A 21,545-nucleotide genomic window follows, 5' to 3' on the forward strand; every position below is an offset into this window, starting at 1 on the left:
TTGGTTCTTTACCTGACTCTAGTGACCGGAAGCAGCCGGCCCCGCCTTCGCCGCAAACGGCGGCTTCGCCAGCCACACAATCACGATCAACCCCATGAACGCCCACCCCAGCAGCGTGAAGTAATCCACGGTGGAGAGCATGTACGCCTGACTGGTCAGCACATGATCCAGCTGCGCATACGCCGGGTTGCTCGCACCGCCCAGACTGTTCAACGCCTCGCGGGTCGCGGGCTCATAAGTGCTGATGCTTTCGCTCATATAGGCATGATGCTGATCCGCTCGGCGAATCCAGATCCAGGTGGTCAACGACGCCGCAAAACTACCGCCCAGCGTCCGCAGGAAGGTCGCGAGACCCGCGCCATCGGCGATCTGGCTCGGTGGCAGGTCCGACATCAAAATGCTCAAGGTCGGCATGAAGAACAGCGCCACACCAATCCCCATGAACAGTTGCACCAGGGCGATGTGCTGGAAGTCCACTTCGTTGGTAAACCCGGCGCGCATGAAGCAGCTCAGGCCAATCGCCAGGAACGCCAGACCGGCCAGTAACCGCAGGTCGAATTTGTGCGCGTACTTGCCGACAAATGGCGAGAGGATCACCGGCAGAATCCCGATCGGCGCCACCGCCAGACCGGCCCAGGTCGCGGTGTAACCCATCTGGGTTTGCAGCCATTGCGGCAGGATCAGGTTGATCCCGAAGAACCCGGCGTAACCCAACACCAGCACAATCGTGCCGATACGGAAGTTGCGATACGCGAACAGCCGCAGGTTGACCACCGGGTGCTGATCGGTCATTTCCCAGATCACGAACACCGCCAGCGCAATCACGGAAATCGCCGCACCGATGAGGATGAAGTTCGATTCGAACCAGTCGAGGTCGTTGCCCTTGTCGAGGATCACCTGCAACGCGCCGACGCCGATGATCAGGGTGATCAGCCCCACGTAATCCATAGGCTGATAGCTGGTCACCACCGGACGCGCCTTGAGCTGCGAACGGACCACCATCACCGCAAAAATCCCGATCGGCACATTGATGAAGAAAATCCACGGCCAGCTATAGCTGTCGGTGATCCAGCCACCCAGAATCGGCCCGGCAATCGGCGCCACCACCGTGACCATCGCCAGCAACGCCAGGGCCATGCCGCGCCTGGCGGGCGGATAGACCGCGATCAGCAGCGTCTGGGTCATCGGGTACAACGGCCCGGCCACCAGACCTTGCAGCACCCGAAAGCCGATCAGCTCCGGCATCGAAGTGGAAATCCCGCAGAGAAACGAAGCCAGCACGAACAGAATGGTCGCCCAGAGAAACAGCTTCACCTCACCAAACCGCCGGCTGAGCCAACCGGTCAGCGGCAGCGCGATGGCGTTGCTCACCGCAAACGAAGTAATCACCCAGGTGCCCTGCTCCGAACTCACGCCGAGGTTGCCGGAAATCGTCGGCAACGCCACGTTGGCGATGGTGGTGTCGAGCACTTGCATGAAGGTCGCCAGCGACAGGCCGATGGTGCTGAGCAGCAGGCTGGGCGGCGTGAAAGACGCGTTATTGCTCATCGCGAGTCCTTTGAAACCTGATTGGCGCTGCGCCTGTTACAGACGCACCTGACTTGTGGGAGCCTTTGTGGCGAGGGGATTTATCCCCGTTCGGCTGCGAAGCAGTCGTAAACGCGGTTTGACTTTAAAATGCTGGGGCCGCTTCGCAGCCCAACGGGGATAAATCCCCTCACCACACAAATCCACTTAGCCACAAAGGCTCGCTCCCACAGGGTCGGTGTCAGCGTTGAACGGTTTTGCTGACCGCTGCGCTGTTGTCGTGGATCAACTGCGTGATCATTGCGTCGGCCTCGGCCAACTGACGGTCGTAGACGTTGGTGCTGAAAGAGGCCTTTTGTGGCGGCTGTTGCGCCAGCACTGGGCCGCTCTGGTCGCGCAGGTTCACATCGACCTGAGTCGACAGGCCAACGCGCAGCGGGTGATCGGCCAGTTCTTCGGCGTTGATGTGGATCCGCACCGGCACACGCTGCACGATCTTGATCCAGTTACCGGTGGCGTTCTGCGCCGGCAGCAGGGCAAACGCGCTGCCGGTGCCGGCGCCGAGGCTGTCGATGGTGCCGCTGAACTTCACGTCGCTGCCGTAGAGGTCGGCCTGGATATCGACCGGCTGACCAATGCGCATGTCGCGCAGTTGGGTTTCCTTGAAGTTGGCGTCGATCCACAGCTGATCCAGCGGAATCACCGCCATCAGCGGGGTGCCCGGTTGCACCCGTTGACCGAGTTGCACAGAGCGCTTGGCGACGTAACCGGTCACCGGTGCAATCAAGGTGCTGCGGGAATTGTTCAGGTACGCCTGACGCAATTGCGCGGCGGCCGACATCACGTCCGGGTGCGACGACACCACCGTGTCATCGACCAGGGCGCTGGTGGTTTTCAGTTGCTGCTTGGCGTTGGCCAAGGCGTTTTGCGCCGAGGTCAGGTCGTCGCGAGCATGGGACAGTTCTTCCTGGGAAATCGCCCCGCCCGCCGCCAGATTTTTCCGGCGGTTGAAGTTGTCCTGGGCCTTTTGCACTTCCGCCTGCTGGGCGTTGACCTGGGCTTTCATGCCGTCGACGTTGCTGTACAAGCCGCGCACCTGGCGCACGGTGCGGGCCAGATTGGCCTGGGCACTTTGCAGACCGACTTCGGCGTCGTTCGGGTCGAAGTTGACCAGCACCTGGCCTTCATGGACCAGGTCGCCATCGTCGGCGCCAATGCTGACCACGGTGCCGGTGACCAGCGGCGTGATTTCCACCACGTTGCCGTTCACATAGGCATCGTCTGTGCTTTCGAACCAGCGCCCGTAGAATTCGTGATAACCCCAGACGCCGACACCGGCGAGGATCACCACGATCGCGAGCACCACCAGCATGACCTTGCGTTTACGCGGGTTGCTGGTATCTGGACTGTTGTCAGCGGTTTGAGTGTTCTCGGCAGTGGCCATGACAATCACCTTGAATTAGTTGTGCTGCGTGGCTGGGGTTGCGTTGGCCGCGGTCAGGGTTTCGCCCTGAAAACCGCCGCCCAGCGCTTGCATCAGTTGGATCGACAGGTCGATCTGCTCGGCATTCAGGTTGGCCAGCTGACGCTGGGCCTGGAGCAATTGCTGCTCGATGCTGAGCACGTCCAGGTAGTTTCCGATGCCGGAACCGTACCGCTGGACCACGGTGTTGTAAGAATCCTGGGCAATGTCGGTCGCGTGCTGCTGCGCGCCGATCTGCCGGCCGATATCGCGCAACTGGTTGATGGTGTCGCTGACATCACCCAGCGCTCTCACCAGATTTTTGTTGTACTGCGCCACCGCAAGGTCGTAATCGGCGTCGCGGGCATCAAGGTCGGCGCGCAGGCGGCCGCCGTCGAAAATCGGCACCGAGATCGTCGGCGCGATATTGAAGAATCGACTGGCCGAACCGAACATCGCGTCGCCCAACAATGATTCCGCACCGGCTGCGGCGCTAAGGTTCAGGTTGGGATAGAACCGCGTTTTACCGGCGTCGATGTTCTTGCTCGCCGCCTCGACGCGCCAGCGCGCAGCGACCAGATCCGGGCGACGACCGAGCAACTCGGCGGGCAGGACCGACGGCAACGCGACGGCGCTGGCCTGAAGAATCTTCGGCCGGGCGATTTCGTTGCCGCGATCCGGGCCTTTGCCGAGCAATACCGCCAAGGCGATTTTCGCGCTTTGCAGGCGTTTCTCGGCGTCGATCAGGCTGGCTTCGGAAGTGGCTTCGAGGCTTTCGGTTTGCTGGAACTGGTACTGACTGTCGATCCCGGAACTCAGGCGACGCTGGCTCAGGTCGAGCATTTGCCTGGTGCGTTTGAGGTCTTCCTGCGCCAAGTCATGAACAATGTGCGCCTGACCCAGATCGCTGTAGGCGCGAGCGACGTCGGCAGCCAACGTCAGTTGCGCGGCCTGCTGATCGACTTCGGCAGCGCGGGCCTGGCCCAACGCAGCTTCCCAGGCGTCACGCTGACCGCCCCACAGGTCGAAGTTGTAATTGAAACTGGCGCCGATGTTACGCACGGTGGAGTACGCATCACCCTCGCCCCTCGGGTCTTGATCGCGGGCCAGACGCGAACGGCTGACGCCGGCGCTGGCATCGAGGGTCGGCATCCGCGCAGCGTCGGCGGCATACGCAGCGGCGCTGGCCTGATGGGCGCGGGCGTCGGCGATTTGCATGTCGGGGCTGTCGTGAAGGGCTTCGCGAATCAGACCGTCGAGTTGTGGGTCGCCGAGGCTTTTCCACCAATCGCTTTTCGGCCAGGCCGCGGGCAACAGGGTCACGCCGCTGAGGGATTGCCCGGCCTTGAGGGTTTTCGCATCGAGGCTTTTGCCTTCGGTGGTCAGGCCGCTGTAGCTGGCGCAACCGGCGAGAGTCATGGCCGCCAGCACCAGGCTCAGGCCGGCACGCAAGGTTTTGTTGCTCATTGGTCACCTACCCGCAGCAACGTGATCGAGTCACCGGCTGCCACCAGGATTTTCTTCAGGATCTGTTCCAGGGTTTTCAGCTCGTCCGGGGTGAGCGCGCCGGCCAGTTCGTTCATGGCGTCGGCGCCGACTTCCGGCAGGCGGTCGGCCAACTGTTGGCCTTGCTCAGTTAACACAAGCTGCACCTGACGGCGGTCCGCTTCGGAACGTTGGCGGGCGAGGAAACCTTTCTGCTCCAGACGATCGAGCATGCGGGTCATCGAACCACTGTCGAGCGACAGATGGCGGCACAGCTCGGCCGGGGAATCGACGCCGTACTGGGCCATGATGATCAGCACTTTGAACTGCGCGGCGGTGATGCCGTGGGGTTCCATGTGCGTGTCGATGAGCCGGTCCTTGAGCAGCGCGGCGCGCCCGAGCAAGAGGCCGAGATGGCACGTGTGGAATTCGTCCGGGGTGAAATGTTTCATCTGATCACCAATTAGCTGCCTAGGCAGAGAATGTATGACGAGATGTTACTGCCTAGGCAGAGAATGTCAACGTAATAGTTAGGTTGCTTTGTATTTGGCTGATAAGTGGTGCGGAATTTGGGGTGACCGGGCAGCCGCCTTCGCGAGCAAGCCCGCTCCCACATTGGTTCTGCGGCGTGCACAAATCCAATGTGGGAGCGGGCTTGCTCGCGAAGGGCGCGACTCGGTTTCGGAGAGGAACGGGGTCTAAAAATCCCGCTTGTAGAAGATATCCAGCGAACTGGCGACGCCGCCCGCCGCTTCGAGGTAAACCTTCTTGCTCAGCTTGTAGCGCAAGGCAATGGTGTTGGCCGGCTCAAAAACCCCAACCCCGTAACGCAAACTGAGCTTCTCGGAAAGGTTACCGCTGGCGACCACGCTCGTTGTATTGCCGCTGCCTTCGGTATCGAGCTGGAAATCCTGAATCCCCAGATCGCTGGCCAGTTTGCCGGTCATCCCGGAACTGCCCATCAAACCCAGACCGAGCGCGGCCTGCGCCAGCATGTTGTTGTCTTCACCGGTGGTGCTCAGCGGACGCCCCAGTACCAGATAGGACAAGGCCTGTTCCTGACTCATCGCCGGTTCGGAGAATATCTGCGTGGTCGGCTGCTCGGCGCTGCCGCTCAGGCGAATACCGGCGATGACGTCGTCGGTCTGGCGAATCGCCTCGATGTCCAGATACGGCTGATCGATCGGCCCGGCAAACAGCAGACGCGCCCGGCGCACCGTCAACCGCTGGCCGTAAGCGCGATAACGCCCGTCGTTGAGCCACAGCTCGCCGCGCGTGTCCATGTTGTCGCCGATGTGCACATGCCCTTGCAGGTTGGCGGTCAGGCCAAATCCGGCGAAACTCAGTTTGTCCTCGCCGACCGCCACATCAATGTCCATTTTCATCGCCAGCGGCGGTTTGCCCTCTTCGGTCTGCTGCCCGATGATCACCGTGTCACCGGACACTTTGACCGTCGATGGCGGCAACTCGCGCACGGTGATTTCACCTCTGGGCACCCGCACTTTGCCGGCGATGGACAACTCGTCGCCCTTCATCGAGATCTTCAGGTCGGGCGCCACTTCAAGCTTGGCGTACGGCTCGACCGTGACCGGCAATTGCGTACCCTTGAGCGCCAGATCCACCACCAGCGCCTGACCCCAGCCGATAGTGCCGTTCAGGCTGCCCTGCCCGCTCTTGCCGCTTTTCCAGCCGCCGTTCAATTGCACGGTTTCGCCGGCGATCACCGCTTGAAGTTGCAAGGCTTCAAGGTCCATCGGCAACTCAGGCCCGGAGACTTCACCGTCGCTGAGCAGCAGATTGCCGTTGACTAAAGGCGCCATCAGCGTGCCCGCGATCGTGCCGTTGCCATTCAGGCGTCCAGTCAGTTTCTCGACCATCGGCACAAACGGCCGCGCCACGGACACGTCGAGGCCATTGAGACGGAACGCGCCGGTCAGCGGTTTGTTCTTCGGCAGCGGATTGATCTGCGCTTGCACACTCAACTCGCCGAGCTTGCCGCCGACGAAGTTGAGGTCAGTGTCGATGCGCTTGGGCGTCAGTTTGCTGGTGAGTGTCAGGGTTTGGTACGGGAAGTCCAGCCACTGATCCTTGTCCTTGATGCGCAAGGTGCCGCCGCTGGCATCGAGGCTGATCTGGCCGTTCGGGCCACTGGCCGGCAGGTCCAGTTGCACGTCGGCGTTGAGCCGGCCCTTCCAGGCGAAATCCTTCGGCAGCCACTGAGCCAGGCTGTCGATCGGGAATTGCTTGAGGTGGTAACGCAGCTTCGGCTCCGGCATCAGGCGCTGGTCTTCACCGCACAGACTGGCCGGCCCGGACATCCAGCAATGGGCGCCGAAGTTGATTTTGCCGTCCGCCAGCCGTTCGAGTTTCGCCGGACCTTGCAGCTTCCAGTCCTGACCGCCGGCCTGGATATCGCCACTGGCCAGACGCCCGCGCCAGTTGCCCTTGTCCAGATTACCGTCGAAGCCGAGGGCCAACTTCAGCTGCGGGCCTTGCAGATCGAGCGCCAGTCTCTGGTTTTTGATATCGCCCTGACCGCTGGCGGTCAGCGTCCCCAGTGAGGTGTCGCCGGTCTGAATGCCGCTGCCCTTGAGGTCGATTTTCGCCCGCTGCGCGCTGTCGAGGGTGGCGTCGAGATTCAGGCTTTTCAGGCGATTGTCTTCGAACGCCAATTGCGTGCCCTGCAACCCGAGCTTGCCTTGCGGCGCCTTGAGCGTGCCGGCGACATCGACGCGGCCGTTGAGCTGACCGCGCAATTGCGGCCAGAGCTGGGCCAGGCGCGGCAGCTTGATGTCGATCTGGCCGGCGAGCTTCTGTTGCAGGCTGCCCTTGCCGGTGATGCTGTTATCACCCAGACGGATTTGCAGCGCGCTGAGGTTCCATAGCTCACCGGCGCCGTCGGCTTTCGCTTGCAAAACGGCCGGTTGGCCACGCAGCTTGCCCTTCAGATCGAGGTCCGCGTTCAGGCTGAGCGTTTCATTCTTCATCTCGCCTTTGCTGCGCAACGGCCCGGCCAATGTGCCCGGCAACTCTGCTACCCAATACGCCGGATTGATCGCCGACAGGTCCAGCGCCGTATCCCACGCGATGCCATCGGCAAATTGCAGGTTCAGGTGCCCTTCGGCCTTGCCCTGCCCGGCTTCAAGCTGGATTTGTTGCAGGTAGATTTTCGTCAGGTCACCAGCGAACGGGCTGCTCAGGCTGAACGCCCCGGCCGGGCCATCCAGTGCAGCCTTGAAATTTCCAAGGTATTTGCCGTCGGTGTAAGAGACTTCACCGTTGAAACTGCGCAGCGCCACTTCCGGCTCGTCGATCAGCGGATAGAGCCGGTGCCAGGGGAAATCCAGCCAGTCGATTTTCGCCGTGGCGTTCAGGCCTTTGCTCCAGTCCAGAGCGCCGGTGAGCTTGAGGCTTTGCTTGCCGTTGGCGGTCAGGTCCAGCGCGGCGATCTGCGCGCCGTTGGCGTCGACCTTGCCTTGCAGCAACAACGCGACCGGGCCTTGCTCGGCGGGCAGCGTGGCGTTGCCGCGCAACTGGTAACCGTTTTTCAGGTCGCCGTCGCCGGTGAGCTCCACTTGATTGAGTTGCAGCGTATCCGGCAGATCGGCACTGGGCTTGAAGCCGTCAGCGGTGATCCGCACCTTGGCCGGCAGGTTGTCCACCAGCGGCTGCAACTCGCCGGTCAGTTGGCCGTTCAGGTAACCGCGGCTGTCGGCTTTCAGGTTCAGGGTTTTCAGCAGGTCGCCGTCAATCTTCAGCGCCAGCGCCCAAGGCTCAGGGGCTGGCAGGGTCAGTTTGCCCTCGGCCTTGAGCGGCCAGTTGCCGGTGGGCTGCAACAGGCCGGACAGGTTCAGGCTCAGATCGTCGCGCTGCAGTTGCACGGAATCGATCTGCAAACCCTGTTCGGTCCAGTGCGCCGCCAGTTGCAGGCCTTTGAGTTCTTCGCTGCCGTTGAACAGCAGACTGCCCACCTGCACGTCGCCCAGCTCGATCGCCAGTGGCAACTTCAAGTCCGGGAGACTGATCGGGCCGCTGCTTTCTTCTTCGCTGCCCGGCGGGAATTGCAGGCTGACCTGGTCGGCCTTCAACTGCTCGATACACAGGGTCATGCGCGTCAGGCACAACGGCGACCAGGCAAAAATCACCTTGCTCAGTTCAACTCGGCTGGTGTCCTGCTGCCAGACCAGATAGTCGGCACTCCACTGTCCGCCCAAACGGCCCTGGAAATTCTCGACGGTCAAACCCGGCACAAACCCGAGCGCCCAACGGCTACCGCTCGCCGTGCCCAGCACTGCGGTTACGGTCAGCAGCACCAGCATCAGCAGCGCCAGAATCGCCAGCAGCGTTACTTTCAAACCACGCTTCACAGCTCAGGCCCCATGGAAAAGTGCAGTCGAATGCCGCCGTCGTCGTCCATCGCGTGGGCCAGGTCGAGGCGAATCGGCCCCACCGGCGACACCCAGCGCACGCCGATACCGACGCCGGTCTTGAGGTCAGGCAGTTCGAGTGTGTTGAAGGAGTTGCCCTGGTCGATAAACGTCGCGACCCGCCATTTTTCGGCGATGGAATATTGATACTCGACGCTGCCGGCAATCATGTAGCGGCCACCGATGCGGTCGCCGTCGGAGTTTTCCGGAGACAGGCTCTGATAGTCATACCCGCGCACGCTCTGATCGCCACCAGCGAAGAAGCGCAGCGACGGCGGCACCGATGTGTAGCCGTTGGTGGCGCTGCCGCCCACCTGCACCCGACCGAGAAAACGGTGTTTATCGAACACCGTGGTCAAGCCTTTGACCAGCGCCGTGCCGTAAAGCAGGTTGGTGTCGGAACCCAGCCCTTCCTTGGCGACTTTGGTTTCGAATTGCAGGCGATAGCCATTGTGCGGGTCGATGCGGTTGTCGCTTTTCAGGTAGGAATAGCTGACGCCGGGCATCAGCAAGGTGCTCAGCCCCGAGTCGTCGCCGAGTCGATACTCTTCGCGCTGCCATTTCAGCGACACCACCCGCTGCCAACCGCTGGGCAACTTGCTGTGCCACTCGGGACCGAGGGTCAGCAGCTTGCTCAGACTGTCCTTGTCGGCAATTTCTTCATTTTGATAGCCACCGGCGAAACGCAACTTGTCGGTCAGCGGCGGGTCCAGCGGAATGTCGTAGAACAGCCCGACGTTCTGCCGTGGCGCCGAGACTTCGGTTTCCCAGCCATAGCTGTGGCCTTGGGGGTTGACCCAGTGCCGGGTCCAGTTGGCCTTGACCCGTGGGCCAACGTCGGTGGAATAGCCCAGACCGAGGCCCATGGTCCGTGGCTTGCGGGTGTCGAGTTTGACGTCCACCGGGATCACGTCGTTTTTGGACGCGGACGGCGCGGCGTCGACGCGCACGCCTTCGAAGTAGCCGCTTGCCTGCAGATTCTGATTCAGCTCAGCGATCAGTTCGGAGTCATAAGGCGCACCCGCCTTGAACGGCACCATGCGTTGCAGGAGTTCTTCGTCGAACGGCGTATCGCCTTCGAAACTGACCTTGCCAAGGGTATAACGCGGACCGCTTTCGTAGATCAGTTCGATGTCGGCGACGCCCGCTCGCGGGTCGACCGACAGCTTCTGCCGAGTGAAGTGGCCACTGAAAAAACCGAAACGTGAAGCCTGGTTCTGGATCAGGCGTTTGGCGTCTTCGTAGCGGCCGTGATTGAGCACCGCGCCGGTTTTCAGCGCGTCGCTTTTCGGTACGCGAAAGGATTTGAGGGCAGCGGCAGGACCGTCGATGCGAATAGTGACAGTGCGCAAATGCACCGGCTCGCCCGGATCGATGTTGAGCACCAGGCGCGGCGTCTTGCCGCCCTTCACGTCGCTGTCGATTTGCGGCTGGTAATAACCCAGCGCCTGGGCGGCCTTGCGCGCCTGTTCTTCGGCGCCACGACTGAAGCGCAACAAGGCTTCTTCGTCACGATCACCGAGGCTGCCGATATAGCCTTCTATATTGGCCTTCAGTTCGTCGTTGGACGGTTTGATCCGCACATCCAATTCACTTTGCGCCAGCGCCGCGCAACTGGTGATCAGCATCAGCACGCCGCTGGTTATTCTTCCTGGAAACTTCATAGGCGCGGATGCTATCACGAGCTTGGGAGCGTGATAGAGCCTCACATGCCGCGAAAGTTCTACCGTTTATGCCGAGGCGGTTTGCAGCACCTGCGGATTGGCATGAAAAAACACGTGTTCGCGGATCGGCCCGATGGCCACCTCGCCGATTTCCTCATAACCCTGACGCTTGTAGAACTCCAGATAACGTGGATTCCCGGTATCGAGCACCACACCTTCAGAGTGCTCATCGACCGCGCACCAGTTGTGCACCGCTTGCAATAGCTGCTCGCCGAAGTGCTTGCCCTGGAATTGCGGATGAATCCCCAGCAACGGCAACAGGTGCACCGAGTCGGACGGCACGCAGGCCATCACCGCATCGTGGTACTCGAGGTAACGGCGGGTGCAGCGAAACCCGGTGCTGAGCACCATCCGCAGGCGCCAGGCCCAGCTTTCGGTAATGCCGAGGCGACGTTGCGGCGGCGCGATCAGCGCGATGCCGATCAAGCGGTCGTTGACCAGCAGGCCGATAGCCGGCAAATCCTGAAGAAAGTGTTGTTTGACCAGTTCACGCACGGTGGCGCGGACCCGCTGTTCATAACCGGGGCGCTCGGCTTCGAAGAGATAACCGAAGGTCGGCTCGTGGCGGTAGGCCTGGTACAACAGGGAACGGGCTTCACGGGAATAGCCGCTGTCGAGCATGTGGATATCGGCGATGGCGGTCGAGGTTTCGGGCATAGCGGTAGATCTCCCCGGGGCGGTACTCAAAATGGCGACGCTCTTATTGGTACGAGCCTGTGGGCGCCGACACAGTTCCTTGCTGATCCGGAATCAGTGCGGGTGCATAAGCCGTCTTCGCGAGCAAGCCCGCTCCCACAAGGTATAGACCAGTCACAAAAACTGCGGTGTAACATCAATCAATGTGGGAGCGGGCTTGCTCGCGAAGAGGCCGGTACTGCCACTACAAATCGGGCATAACACATCGAATCGTCTCACCTCACGCTGGCCCGATTCCCACAGGTCAGCTAGCATCGCCCTTTTGCCAGGACTGCCGACCATGAAGATCGTCTCCTTCAACATCAACGGGCTGCGTGCTCGCCCCCATCAGCTGGCGGCGCTGATCGAAAAGCATCAACCCGACGTGATCGGCCTGCAGGAAACCAAGGTCCACGACGACCAGTTCCCGCTGGCCGAGGTACAGGCGCTGGGCTATCACGTGTATTTCCACGGGCAAAAGGGTCATTACGGTGTCGCCCTGCTCTCGCGCCAAGAACCGCTGGCGCTGCACAAAGGTTTCGTCACCGATGAAGAAGACGCGCAGCGCCGCTTCATCTGGGGCACCTTCGCCGACGCCAATGGCGTGCCGGTGACCATCATGAACGGCTATTTCCCACAGGGCGAAAGCCGCGACCATCCGACCAAATTCCCGGCCAAGGAACGCTTCTACAACGATCTGCAGCACTTGCTGGAAAGCCAGTTCAACAACGAACAGCCAGTGGTGGTGATGGGCGACGTGAACATTTCCCCGGAAGATTGCGACATCGGCATCGGCCCGGACAACATGAAACGCTGGCTGAAAACCGGCAAATGCAGCTTCCTGCCGGAAGAACGCGAGTGGATGGCGCGTCTGAAGAACTGGGGTCTGGTGGACAGCTTCCGCCACCTGAACCCGGACGTGGCCGACCGTTTCAGCTGGTTCGACTACCGCAGCCGTGGCTTTGAAGATGAACCCAAGCGCGGTCTGCGGATTGACGTGATCATGGCGTCCCACGGCTTGTTGCCGCGGGTGAAGGATGCCGGCGTGGATTACGAACTGCGCGGAATGGAAAAGCCTTCGGACCATGCGCCGATCTGGCTTGAGTTGAGCTGATCTCTACCTGGCAACATAGATCAACTGTGGGAGCGGGCTTGCTCGCCAAGGCGGTGTGTCATTCAACATTTTTGTCGACTGATACACCGCCTTGGCGAGCAAGCCCGCTCCCACAATGTCACTACCTGTCATCTTTCGGACATCTAGCTGACTTATTCTCCCCGCACTTTCTTTCGCTTTATAAGGTGCCGGCATGACGCTGCGCGTTTTATTCCTGTTAATGCTGTGCGCCGGATTGCCAGTCACCGCATCGGCCGGTGACTTGCCGACGCCCAAACAGGGTCCGGTGTTGCGCATCCAGGGTTCCAACACCATTGGCGCGGCATTGGGTCCGGCGCTGGTCGAGGGGTTGATGCGCGAGCAAGGCTTGCTTAAGGTCCACAGCGAAGCTCCGGACACCGCCAACGAACTGCGGGTGGTTGGCGAAACCGCACAGGGTCGGCGGGTCGAAGTGGAAGTCGCGGCACACGGCTCCAGCACCGGCTTCACCACCCTGAAAAATGCCACCGCGGACCTTGCCGCCTCTTCGCGCCCGATCAAGGACAGCGAACTGTTAGCCCTGCAATCCCTCGGCGATCTGAAGAGCCCCGGCGCCGAGCAAGTCATCGCCATTGATGGCCTGGCAATCATCCTTCATCCGCAAAACCCGCTGAATCAACTCGACACCGAGCAACTGGCGCGCATCTTCAGCGGCGAAGTCCACACCTGGGAAGAACTCGGCGGCAGCGGCGGGCCGATTCATCTGTACGCACGGGATGACCACTCGGGCACTTACGACACCTTTAAGGAAGTGGTCCTCAGCCGTCGTGGGAAAACGCTGAACAGCGCGGCGAAACGCTTCGAATCCAGCGAGCAATTGTCCGACGCGGTCAGCCTCGATCCGCAAGGCATCGGCTTCATCGGCCTGCCCTACGTGCGTCAGGCCAAAGCCGTGGCGATCGTCGACGGCCAGTCCCAGGCCATGTTGCCGTTCAGCAGTCTGATTGCCACCGAAGACTATCCGCTGTCGCGCCGGCTGTTCTTTTACCTGCCGCCCAACGGCAAAAATCCATGGGCCGAAGCCTTGGTGGCGTTCGCCCAAAGCAGCAAAGGCCAGGCCATCGTCGCGGCCAACGGGTTTATTGCCCAGACCGTCCAGGCCATGGCCGTCACACCGAATGCGCTGATGCCCGAGGGTTATCAGGCACTCAGCCGTCACGCCCAGCGCTTGACCGTGAATTTCCGTTTCGAAGAAGGCAGCGCAACGCTGGATAACAAGGCCCGGCAGGACCTGACGCGGGTGCTCGATTACATTCAGCAGAACGAGAAGACCCACCAGCAGGTGACGCTGGTGGGGTTTGGCGATGCCAAGAGCGATCCGGCGCGGGCCGACCTGCTGTCGAAACTGCGGGCCATGGCGGTGCGACGGGAGCTGGTGAAAAGCGGCGTGGTGTTTCGCGAGATCCGCGGCTTTGGCGCCGAGATGCCGGTGGCGGCCAACAGTGCGGATGAAGGGCGGATCAAGAATCGGCGGGTTGAGGTTTGGGTGTATTGAATGGCGAAAGGCGAAAGCGTACGCCGATCCCCTGTAGGAGCGAGCTTGCTCGCGATGGACGTCCAGGCAACGCGTTCATTCAGACAGCACGCGTTATCGTTAACGTCCATCGCGAGCAAGCTCGCTCCTACAGGAGCCGAATCAGCCGAGCAATTTCTCCAACTGCGCCGTGGTATCCACCGCCCCCATCGTCTTGGCGGCATCCAGCGCCGAGACGCCATTGGCATCCTTGGCTTTCGGATCGGCACCTTTGCTGATCAGGTAATCGACGATTTCAACGCGATTGAACATCGCCGCCATCATCAGCGCCGTGCGACCGTCGAACGACGAGCCTTCCACTTGCGCGCCAGCTTCGACCAGCGCCTTGACCACCGCCAGGTCACCCTTGAACGCCGCGCCGGCAATCGGGCTCTGGCCGTTGTCGTTGCGGATCTCCGGGTCGGCCTTGTGTTCCAGCAGGACTTTCACGGTTTCCACATGACCGTGGTAAGCGGCCAGCATCAGCAAGGTGTCGCCCTTGTGATTGCGCAGGTTCGGCGGCAGGCCTTTGGTCAGTAACGCAGCCATCATGGCCGCATCGCCCTCGCGCGCCTTGTTGAAGACCTGTTCGGCAAACTCGGCGGCTTCTTCGGGGGTCATCTGGCGGCTTTGATCGGACATTGGAGACTCCACTTACAGTTATTCGCAAAGCCGACAGTTTCCCGAGCGCCCCCGCCACTGTCACTTGTTTTTTCTCAAGGCACGCCATAGCCACAATCAATAGCGGTATTTGCCACCGTGGATGTCCGTCAGCAATTGTTCAGTGACCTGCACGTAAGTCTCGGTCCCCGGTAGCCAGGCGTAAATCGGGTCATCACCGGTTTTTCCTGGGTCGAAGGCTTCGTCCTTGAGCCGGGTCTTCTGGTATTTGAAGGTGCCGGTGGTCTCCATTTTCACTTTCACCCGCAGGAACAACGGCACCGCATACGCCGGCATGTGCTCGCGGGCGAAGGCCAGCAGTTCGCTGAAATCCAGGGTCGCCAGGGATTCGGCTGGCGTGATCGCCGCCATCCCCGCGCGGCCGTTGGTGTTGCGCACTTCCACGCCATAGGCCACGGCTTCGGAAATATTTGGGTGCAGCAGCAGGATGTTCTCGACCTCGGTGGTCGAGACGTTTTCGCCCTTCCAGCGGTAGGTGTCGCCCAGGCGATCGACGAACTGCGCATGGCCAAAACCGATGTTGCGCAGCAGGTCGCCGGTGTTGAAGTAACGGTCGCCCTTTTCGAACACGTCGTGCAGCACGACTTTTTCGGTCTTCTGTGGATCGGTGTAGCCGTCCAGGGGCGCCTTGTCGTCGATCTTCGCCAGTAAAAGCCCCTGCTCGCCCTTGGCCACTTTGCGCATGAAGCCCGTGGCGTCCCGGGTCGGCGCGCCGCTGTCGTGGTCGTAGGCCGCCAGTTCCCAGGACATCAGGGAAAAACCGACGGTGTTGTCGAAGTTGAGAATGTTGGTGAAGCCGATGTTGCCGTCGCTGGCGGCGTACAACTCGCAGATGTGATTCACGCCAAAGCGCGTCTTGAATTCGCGCCATGCGCCGGGGCGCAGGCCGTTGCCGATCATTTTTGTCACGCCGTGCTGGTTGTCGTCAGCACTCGGCGGTTGATCGACGAGGTAGCGGCACAGTTCACCGACATAACCGAGGGTGGTCGCACGGTAGTTGCGCACATCGCTCCAGAACTGGCTGGCGCTGAACTTGCGTCGAATGGCAAACCCCGACGCGCCGCTGATGGCCGAACCCCAGCACACGCACAGCCCGGTAGCGTGATAGAGCGGCAAGGTGCAATAGACGATGTCCGCGGGGCGCATGTCCAGCGCGATCAAGCCGAAGCTCGCGGCGCTGCGCATCCAGCGGCCGTGCTTGAACACGCCGGCCTTGGGCAATCCGGTGGTGCCCGAGGTGTAGATATAGAAACAAGGATCGTCGAAAAAAACCTGCTGGCTGCTGGCAGGGTTGTCGCTGTGGCTGTCGGCCGTCACCGACATCAGGTTAATGAAGCCGTCGGGCGCAATGCCCGGTTGGGTGTAAGTGTCTTGATCGGCGACAAACCAGATGCGCGCCGCGTCGATCGAGACCCGCTCGCGCACCGCCGAAAACGCTGGCACCAACTCTTCACCCACGATAATCGCTGCGGGTGCCACCAGGTTCAGGCTATGAGCCAGGGTATCGCGAGTCTGCGAGGTGTTGAGCAAGGCGCTGATCGCGCCGACCTTGGCCACCGCCAGGATCATCACCAGCAGCTCTGGACGGTTCTCGATGAAGACCGCCACCACGTCGCCCTTGCGGATGCCTTGGGCAATCAGGTGATGGGCGATGCGATTGGCCCACTGATTGACTTGTGAATAGCTGAGCACCGTGGCGCCCTGCAGCAATGCCGGGCCATCGGGATTGCGCAACGTTGCCTGCTCGAAGCTCCAGCCCAGGCCACACGGTTGGGTCGGATCCTTGACGTTGGCAGCTTTCATGCCCTTCACCACCCGCGGGATGGCTTTGGCAATCGAAGGCAGTTTGCGGAGCATCATGCCCCAGGTAATCGTGTCGTTCGTCGTGTAGCTCATGGATGCTCCCGTGCGATTTTTTTATTGTCGGGCGACGGTGATTGAGCCCGAAAATACGTCAACGGTTCTTGAGCTGTACACGCGGTTTTTGAAATGTTTTGTATCCGCGGACGAGGCCTGAGAAATCGAGATCCCCGACGCATCGATTGGTTCCGTGGAATCGTCGTAACCTCGCAAAATGCAGGATGCACGATGGCCATTCATGCAGATTGCACGAATACGAAAAACAGGCTGAGTTTTAACTTATTGATTTATAACGGCTTTTAAAAATAAAGGTGCTGGCACAATCACTGCAACTACCTCTGCATGCTTGCCATTCAAGCGCTTACGGAGCTGATAGACATGAACCTGATCCAAGAAAAATTTTCGTCCCTGTTCTCCAACTTCGAAGTCACCACCCAGCCTCGTCCGGACGGTGGCATTCTGCTGACCTTGCGCAGCACCGAAGGCAAAGTATTCAGACGCTCGATTTCCTACCAGCAATTGCATGCCGGTGATCAGCTGTCATGGGTAATCAGCGCCATCCGCCGCGACCTGGCTGAACAGGCCAGTGAACTGCCACAGATCTCCATGCTGCAGAGCCAGCAGCGGTTTGCGTTGCCGACTTATCATTCGGCGTAAACCGTTTTAACGCTGCAAACAAACAGGCCGTGAAAGCTCTCGCTTCACGGCCTGAGTTGTTTCTGAAATCGCACAAATCCCATGTGGGAGCGGGCTTGCTCGCGAAAGCGGTGTGTCATTCAGCAAAATGTTGTCTGACACACCGCTTTCGCGAGCAAGCCCGCTCCCACAGGTTATGTGTGACGGCGTTAAATTGTGGAAGGATCGATCCGCGCAAAGCTGTCGACGGTCACATGCCCTGCCAGTTCCCCGCCTTCACGGGCCAGTCCACACGTCGCCATTCCCGCCGTACGCGCCGCATCCAGTTCCTCGACAATGTCCGACAGAAACAGAATCTGCGCCGCTTCAAGGCCGATAGCCTGGGTTATGCGCTGGTAAGACTGCGCTTCACGCTTGGGCCCCGACGTGGTGTCGAAATAGCCGCTGAACAACGGCGACAAATCCCCCGCTTCCGAGCAGCTGAAAATCAGTTTTTGCGCCTGAATCGAACCCGAAGAGTAAACAAACAGTTTGAAACCCTCCTGATGCCAGCGCTTCAGCGCTTCGACGGCGTCCGGGTACACGTGGCCTTTCAACTGCCCGGCCTGATAGCCCTGCGCCCAGACCATGCCTTGCAAAGCCTTGAGCGGCGTAGCTTTGCGGTCTTCGGCGATCCAGCCCAGAAGGATCTCGATAACGCGCTCGACGTCCGCGTCCGGCTCATCGCTGTCCCGGCGCACGGCGGCCAGTTGCTCGGCCACATCGGCGCGCGTGGCGTGCTGGCGAACGAAGTCCGGCAGGTGTTTGGCGGCGTAGGGAAACAGCACGTCGAACACAAAACTCACCGCGCTGGTGGTGCCTTCGATGTCGGTGAGAATCGCTTTGATCGGCATCGGCTCAGTCCTCAAGACGCGGGAAGCGGCTGGCGATGTCTTCGCCGGTGAAATTGGCCACCCAGCCTTCGGGATTGTTGAACAAACGGATCGCGACGAAATGCGGATGCTCGCCCATGTCGAACCAGTGCGGCGTGCCGGCCGGCACCGAGATCAGGTCGTTCTTTTCGCACAGCACGGCGTACACGTAATCGTCGATGTGCAGGGTGAACAAGCCACGGCCGGCGACGAAGAATCGTACTTCGTCTTCGCCATGGCGGTGTTCGTCGAGGAACTTGGCGCGCAGCTCGGCTTTTTGCGGGTGGTCGCTGTTCAGGCTGATCACATCGACGGTGATGTAGCCGCGCTCGGTCATGAGTTTGTCGATCTGCTCCTGATACGCGGCGATCACCTCTTCCTGGCTGGCGCCCGGCTGAATTTTCGCCGCCGCTTGCCAGCGGTCGAAGCGCACGCCCTGCTCGGCCAGGGTCGAAGCGATGTCTTCGAAATGGGTCAGCACCTTGTTCGGAATGTCAGGGCTTGAGACGTGGTAAACGGACAGGCTGCTCATCAGGGCAACTCCTTAATGGTTCAAGAGCGAGCGCGTCTTCAACTCGCACTCGAACAAAAATTCAAAGGCCTCGATCTGCCGCAGCGCATCGCTCATGCGCGCGCCCCAAGTGTAGAGGCCATGACCGCGGATCAGATAGCCGACGCAATCGGGATGGGCTTCCAGCCAAGGCTGCACCTCGGCGGCGAGCCGCGCAATGTCCTGATCGTTGTCGAAAATCGGCACGCGCACCCGGGATTCGTGGGTCGAGATGCCGCTGAAGGCTTTTTGCAGTTCATAGTCTTCGAACTCGATGAAATCTTCCGGCGTCAGGCGCGACAGCACCGTGGCGTTCACCGAATGGGTGTGCAGCACTGCGCCGATTTCCGGGCGCCAGCTATAGAGCTGGGTGTGCAACAGGGTTTCGGCGGACGGCTTCTTGCCCGGTTCCAGGCTGTTGCCCGACAGATCCGTGGCCAGCACATCATCAAGGCCCAACTGGCCTTTGTGCTTGCCGGACACCGTCAGCAAGGCTTCGGTCGGCGACAGCCGGGTCGAATAATTGCTGCTGGTGGCCGGCGACCATCCGCGGCCATAGAGAAAACGCCCGGCGTCGATGATTTCCTGGGCGAGGTGTTCACGGGTAAGGCTCATGGCCTGTCCTCTTGCATACGTGTGGCAATGATAACGGCAGCGGCGAAGGCTGCCAGACTGGCAATACTAAAGGTGAACGTGGCCCCGAGGGCATTCCAGCTGTAGCCGGAGTACAACGCGCCCAGTGCGCCACCGGTGCCGGCCAGCGCGGCATACAACGCCTGGCCCTGCCCTTGCTGGCGCGCACCGAAGCTACGTTGCACGAAATGGATGGCAGCCGCGTGAAAGCTGCCGAACGTCGCCGCGTGCAGCACCTGGGCAAACAGCAGCACCCAGACAAATTCGGCGAACGAACCCAGCAGCAACCAGCGCAGCGCCGCCAGCAGAAAACTCGCCAGCAGCACACGGCGCACGGAGAAGCGCGCAAGAATCTTGCTCATGACCAGAAACATCAAGACTTCAGCGACCACGCCGAGCGCCCAGAGCATGCCGATCAAGCCACGGCTGTAACCCAATCGCTCAAGGTGCAAGGTCAGAAAGGTGTAATACGGACCGTGGCTCATCTGCATCAGCGCCACGCAGCCGTAAAACGCCAACACACCAGGATTGCGCATCTGCTTGAGAAATCCGTCTCCCGTGATTCGCTCACCCTGAATCGGTTGAGCATTAGGCACCCACAGGCTGCTGACCACGATGCCGGCCAGGATCAGCACCAGCGCCACCGGGTAAATGTCGAGGCTTAGCCATTCGAACAACCGCCCCAGCGCAACCACGGTGATGATGAAACCGATGGAGCCCCACAAACGAATCTGGCTGTAGCGCTGCGTCTGGCCCTTCAAATGCGCCAGGGTGATGACTTCAAACTGCGGCAACACCGCGTGCCAGAAAAACGCATGCAAGGCCATGACCATCGCCAGCCAGGCGTAGGTCTTGCTGACGAAAATCAGCGAAAACGTCAGCAACGTGCAGACCGCGCCAAAGCGCACGATGGCCAGGCGCCGGCCGGTATGGTCACCGAGCCAGCCCCAGATGTTCGGCGCGACACAACGCATCAGCATCGGGATCGCCACCAGTTCGCCGATGCGCGCGCTGGAAAAACCCAAGTGATCGAAGTACAGCGCCAGAAACGGCGCTGTCGAACCGAGCAAGGCGAAATAAAACAGATAGAAACTGGAGAGCCGCCAGTACGGAAGCGCCGCCACGGTCATCAGACCGCAGCGACTGAGAGGTCAGCCATTAAAGCTGACCCAGCACCGGCGTGCTCACGCGCACATCGGCGTTCTGCCCGCGGTGACGCAGCAGGTGATCCATCAGCACGATGGCCATCATCGCTTCGGCAATCGGCGTGGCGCGGATGCCGACGCACGGGTCGTGACGGCCCTTGGTGACAACCTCCACCGGGTTGCCATGAATGTCGATGGAACGGCCCGGCGTGGTGATGCTCGAGGTCGGCTTCAATGCCAGATGCGCAACAATTGGCTGACCGGACGAGATCCCGCCCAAAATGCCGCCCGCGTTGTTGCTGAGGAAACCTTCCGGCGTCATTTCATCGCGGTGCTCGGTGCCTCGCTGAGAAACACTGGCGAAACCGGCGCCGATTTCCACGCCTTTGACCGCGTTGATGCTCATCAGCGCATGAGCCAGCTCGGCGTCGAGACGGTCGAAGATCGGCTCGCCGAGGCCCGGCATCACGCCTTCGGCGACCACGGTGATCTTCGCGCCGACCGAATCCTGGTCGCGGCGCAGCTGGTCCATATAGGCTTCCAGCTCTGGCACTTTGTCCGGATCAGGGCTGAAAAACGCGTTCTCTTCCACCGAATCCCAGGTCTTGAACGGGATCTCGATCGGGCCGAGCTGGCTCATGTAGCCACGAATGACGATGCCTTGAGTGGCCAGATACTTCTTGGCAATCGCGCCGGCCGCCACGCGCATGGCGGTTTCCCGCGCCGAGCTGCGACCGCCGCCGCGGTAATCGCGTTCGCCGTATTTATGGTGGTAGGTGTAGTCGGCGTGGGCCGGGCGGAACAGGTCCTTGATCGCCGAGTAGTCCTTGGACTTCTGGTCAGTGTTGCGGATCAACAGGCCGATAGAGCAACCGGTGGTGCGTCCTTCGAATATGCCGGAGAGGATTTCGACTTCGTCGGCTTCCTGACGCTGCGTGGTGTGGCGGCTGGTGCCGGGCTTGCGGCGGTCTAGGTCGCGCTGCAAATCCTCCAGGGAAATCTCCAGACCCGGCGGGCAGCCGTCGACAATGGCGACCAACGCCGGACCATGGCTTTCGCCTGCGGTGGTGACAGTGAACAGCTTGCCGTAGGTATTGCCGGACATGCAGGACGCTCCGTGAAATGAACCTGAATACGTAATGCGCGCCAGTATACGCAGGCTA

17 protein-coding genes are annotated in these 21,545 nt (G+C 60.8%); 3 read left to right on the forward strand and 14 right to left on the reverse strand.

All coding sequences use genetic code 11. The features are described 5' to 3' along the window. Positions 1-18: 18 nt before the first annotated feature. From ACA073_RS16750 to ACA073_RS16780, 7 genes are all read right to left on the reverse strand, one after another. Complete coding sequence (locus tag ACA073_RS16750; protein ID WP_497397888.1) at positions 19-1,548, reverse strand: DHA2 family efflux MFS transporter permease subunit; 1,530 nt, start codon at positions 1,546-1,548, stop codon at positions 19-21. A 220-nt stretch (positions 1,549-1,768) separates the two neighbouring features. After that, positions 1,769-2,971, reverse strand: coding sequence for an HlyD family secretion protein (locus ACA073_RS16755; protein ID WP_497397890.1), 1,203 nt, complete (start codon positions 2,969-2,971; stop codon positions 1,769-1,771). A 15-nt stretch (positions 2,972-2,986) separates the two neighbouring features. After that, positions 2,987-4,456 (reverse strand): efflux transporter outer membrane subunit, encoded by a 1,470-nt coding sequence (locus ACA073_RS16760; RefSeq protein WP_497397892.1) that lies wholly within the window; start codon positions 4,454-4,456, stop codon positions 2,987-2,989. Beyond that, positions 4,453-4,926, reverse strand: coding sequence for a MarR family winged helix-turn-helix transcriptional regulator (locus ACA073_RS16765; protein ID WP_497397894.1), 474 nt, complete (start codon positions 4,924-4,926; stop codon positions 4,453-4,455). The genes ACA073_RS16760 and ACA073_RS16765 overlap by 4 nt, the downstream gene beginning before the upstream one ends. A gap of 246 nt (positions 4,927-5,172) precedes the next feature. Further along, positions 5,173-8,841 (reverse strand): translocation/assembly module TamB domain-containing protein, encoded by a 3,669-nt coding sequence (locus tag ACA073_RS16770; protein ID WP_497397896.1) that lies wholly within the window; start codon positions 8,839-8,841, stop codon positions 5,173-5,175. Continuing rightward, a complete protein-coding gene (locus tag ACA073_RS16775; RefSeq protein ID WP_497397898.1) occupies positions 8,838-10,565 on the reverse strand; it encodes an autotransporter assembly complex protein TamA in 1,728 nt (575 codons plus the stop codon). Before ACA073_RS16775 ends, ACA073_RS16770 begins: the two co-directional genes overlap by 4 nt. A gap of 66 nt (positions 10,566-10,631) precedes the next feature. Then, entirely contained in the window at positions 10,632-11,282 is a 651-nt protein-coding gene (locus ACA073_RS16780; RefSeq protein ID WP_461954091.1) for a GNAT family N-acetyltransferase, read from the reverse strand. 319 nt (positions 11,283-11,601) lie between these two features. Here ACA073_RS16780 and xthA point away from each other — a divergent pair, with 319 nt between their 5' ends. Both xthA and ACA073_RS16790 read left to right on the forward strand, forming a co-directional pair. Beyond that, complete coding sequence (gene xthA, locus ACA073_RS16785) at positions 11,602-12,414, forward strand: exodeoxyribonuclease III (protein ID WP_214377236.1); 813 nt, start codon at positions 11,602-11,604, stop codon at positions 12,412-12,414. 193 nt (positions 12,415-12,607) lie between these two features. After that, entirely contained in the window at positions 12,608-13,948 is a 1,341-nt protein-coding gene (locus ACA073_RS16790; RefSeq protein WP_497397901.1) for a substrate-binding domain-containing protein, read from the forward strand. A gap of 141 nt (positions 13,949-14,089) precedes the next feature. Here the strand turns inward: ACA073_RS16790 and ACA073_RS16795 are convergent, their stop codons facing one another. Further along, on the reverse strand, positions 14,090-14,608 hold the full coding sequence (locus tag ACA073_RS16795) for an ankyrin repeat domain-containing protein (RefSeq protein WP_497397903.1): 519 nt from the start codon (positions 14,606-14,608) through the stop codon (positions 14,090-14,092). Between the two features lie 96 nt (positions 14,609-14,704). Beyond that, entirely contained in the window at positions 14,705-16,543 is a 1,839-nt protein-coding gene (locus ACA073_RS16800) for a long-chain-acyl-CoA synthetase (protein WP_497397905.1), read from the reverse strand. 342 nt (positions 16,544-16,885) lie between these two features. Between ACA073_RS16800 and ACA073_RS16805 the strand changes: the two genes are divergently transcribed. Beyond that, positions 16,886-17,164 carry a DUF3509 domain-containing protein gene (locus ACA073_RS16805; RefSeq protein WP_497397907.1) on the forward strand — a complete coding sequence of 93 codons (279 nt, stop codon included), beginning with the start codon at positions 16,886-16,888 and terminating at the stop codon, positions 17,162-17,164. Between the two features lie 188 nt (positions 17,165-17,352). Here ACA073_RS16805 and mtnC read toward each other — a convergent pair whose 3' ends face one another. From mtnC to aroC, 5 genes are read right to left on the reverse strand one after another with little or no spacing between them, the layout of a single operon-like run. Further along, complete coding sequence (gene mtnC, locus ACA073_RS16810; protein WP_497397909.1) at positions 17,353-18,036, reverse strand: acireductone synthase; 684 nt, start codon at positions 18,034-18,036, stop codon at positions 17,353-17,355. Positions 18,037-18,040: 4 nt separating this feature from the next. After that, positions 18,041-18,586, reverse strand: a complete 546-nt coding sequence (locus tag ACA073_RS16815; RefSeq protein ID WP_034151296.1) for a 1,2-dihydroxy-3-keto-5-methylthiopentene dioxygenase — start codon at positions 18,584-18,586, stop codon at positions 18,041-18,043. A gap of 12 nt (positions 18,587-18,598) precedes the next feature. Then, positions 18,599-19,219 carry a methylthioribulose 1-phosphate dehydratase gene (locus ACA073_RS16820; protein ID WP_497397911.1) on the reverse strand — a complete coding sequence of 207 codons (621 nt, stop codon included), beginning with the start codon at positions 19,217-19,219 and terminating at the stop codon, positions 18,599-18,601. Beyond that, complete coding sequence (locus ACA073_RS16825; protein WP_497397913.1) at positions 19,216-20,367, reverse strand: MFS transporter; 1,152 nt, start codon at positions 20,365-20,367, stop codon at positions 19,216-19,218. The genes ACA073_RS16820 and ACA073_RS16825 overlap by 4 nt, the downstream gene beginning before the upstream one ends. A gap of 28 nt (positions 20,368-20,395) precedes the next feature. Beyond that, entirely contained in the window at positions 20,396-21,487 is a 1,092-nt protein-coding gene (gene aroC / locus ACA073_RS16830; protein WP_214377243.1) for a chorismate synthase, read from the reverse strand. Positions 21,488-21,545 lie beyond the last annotated feature (58 nt).

Source organism: Pseudomonas sp. LBUM1670, assembly GCF_059695695.1.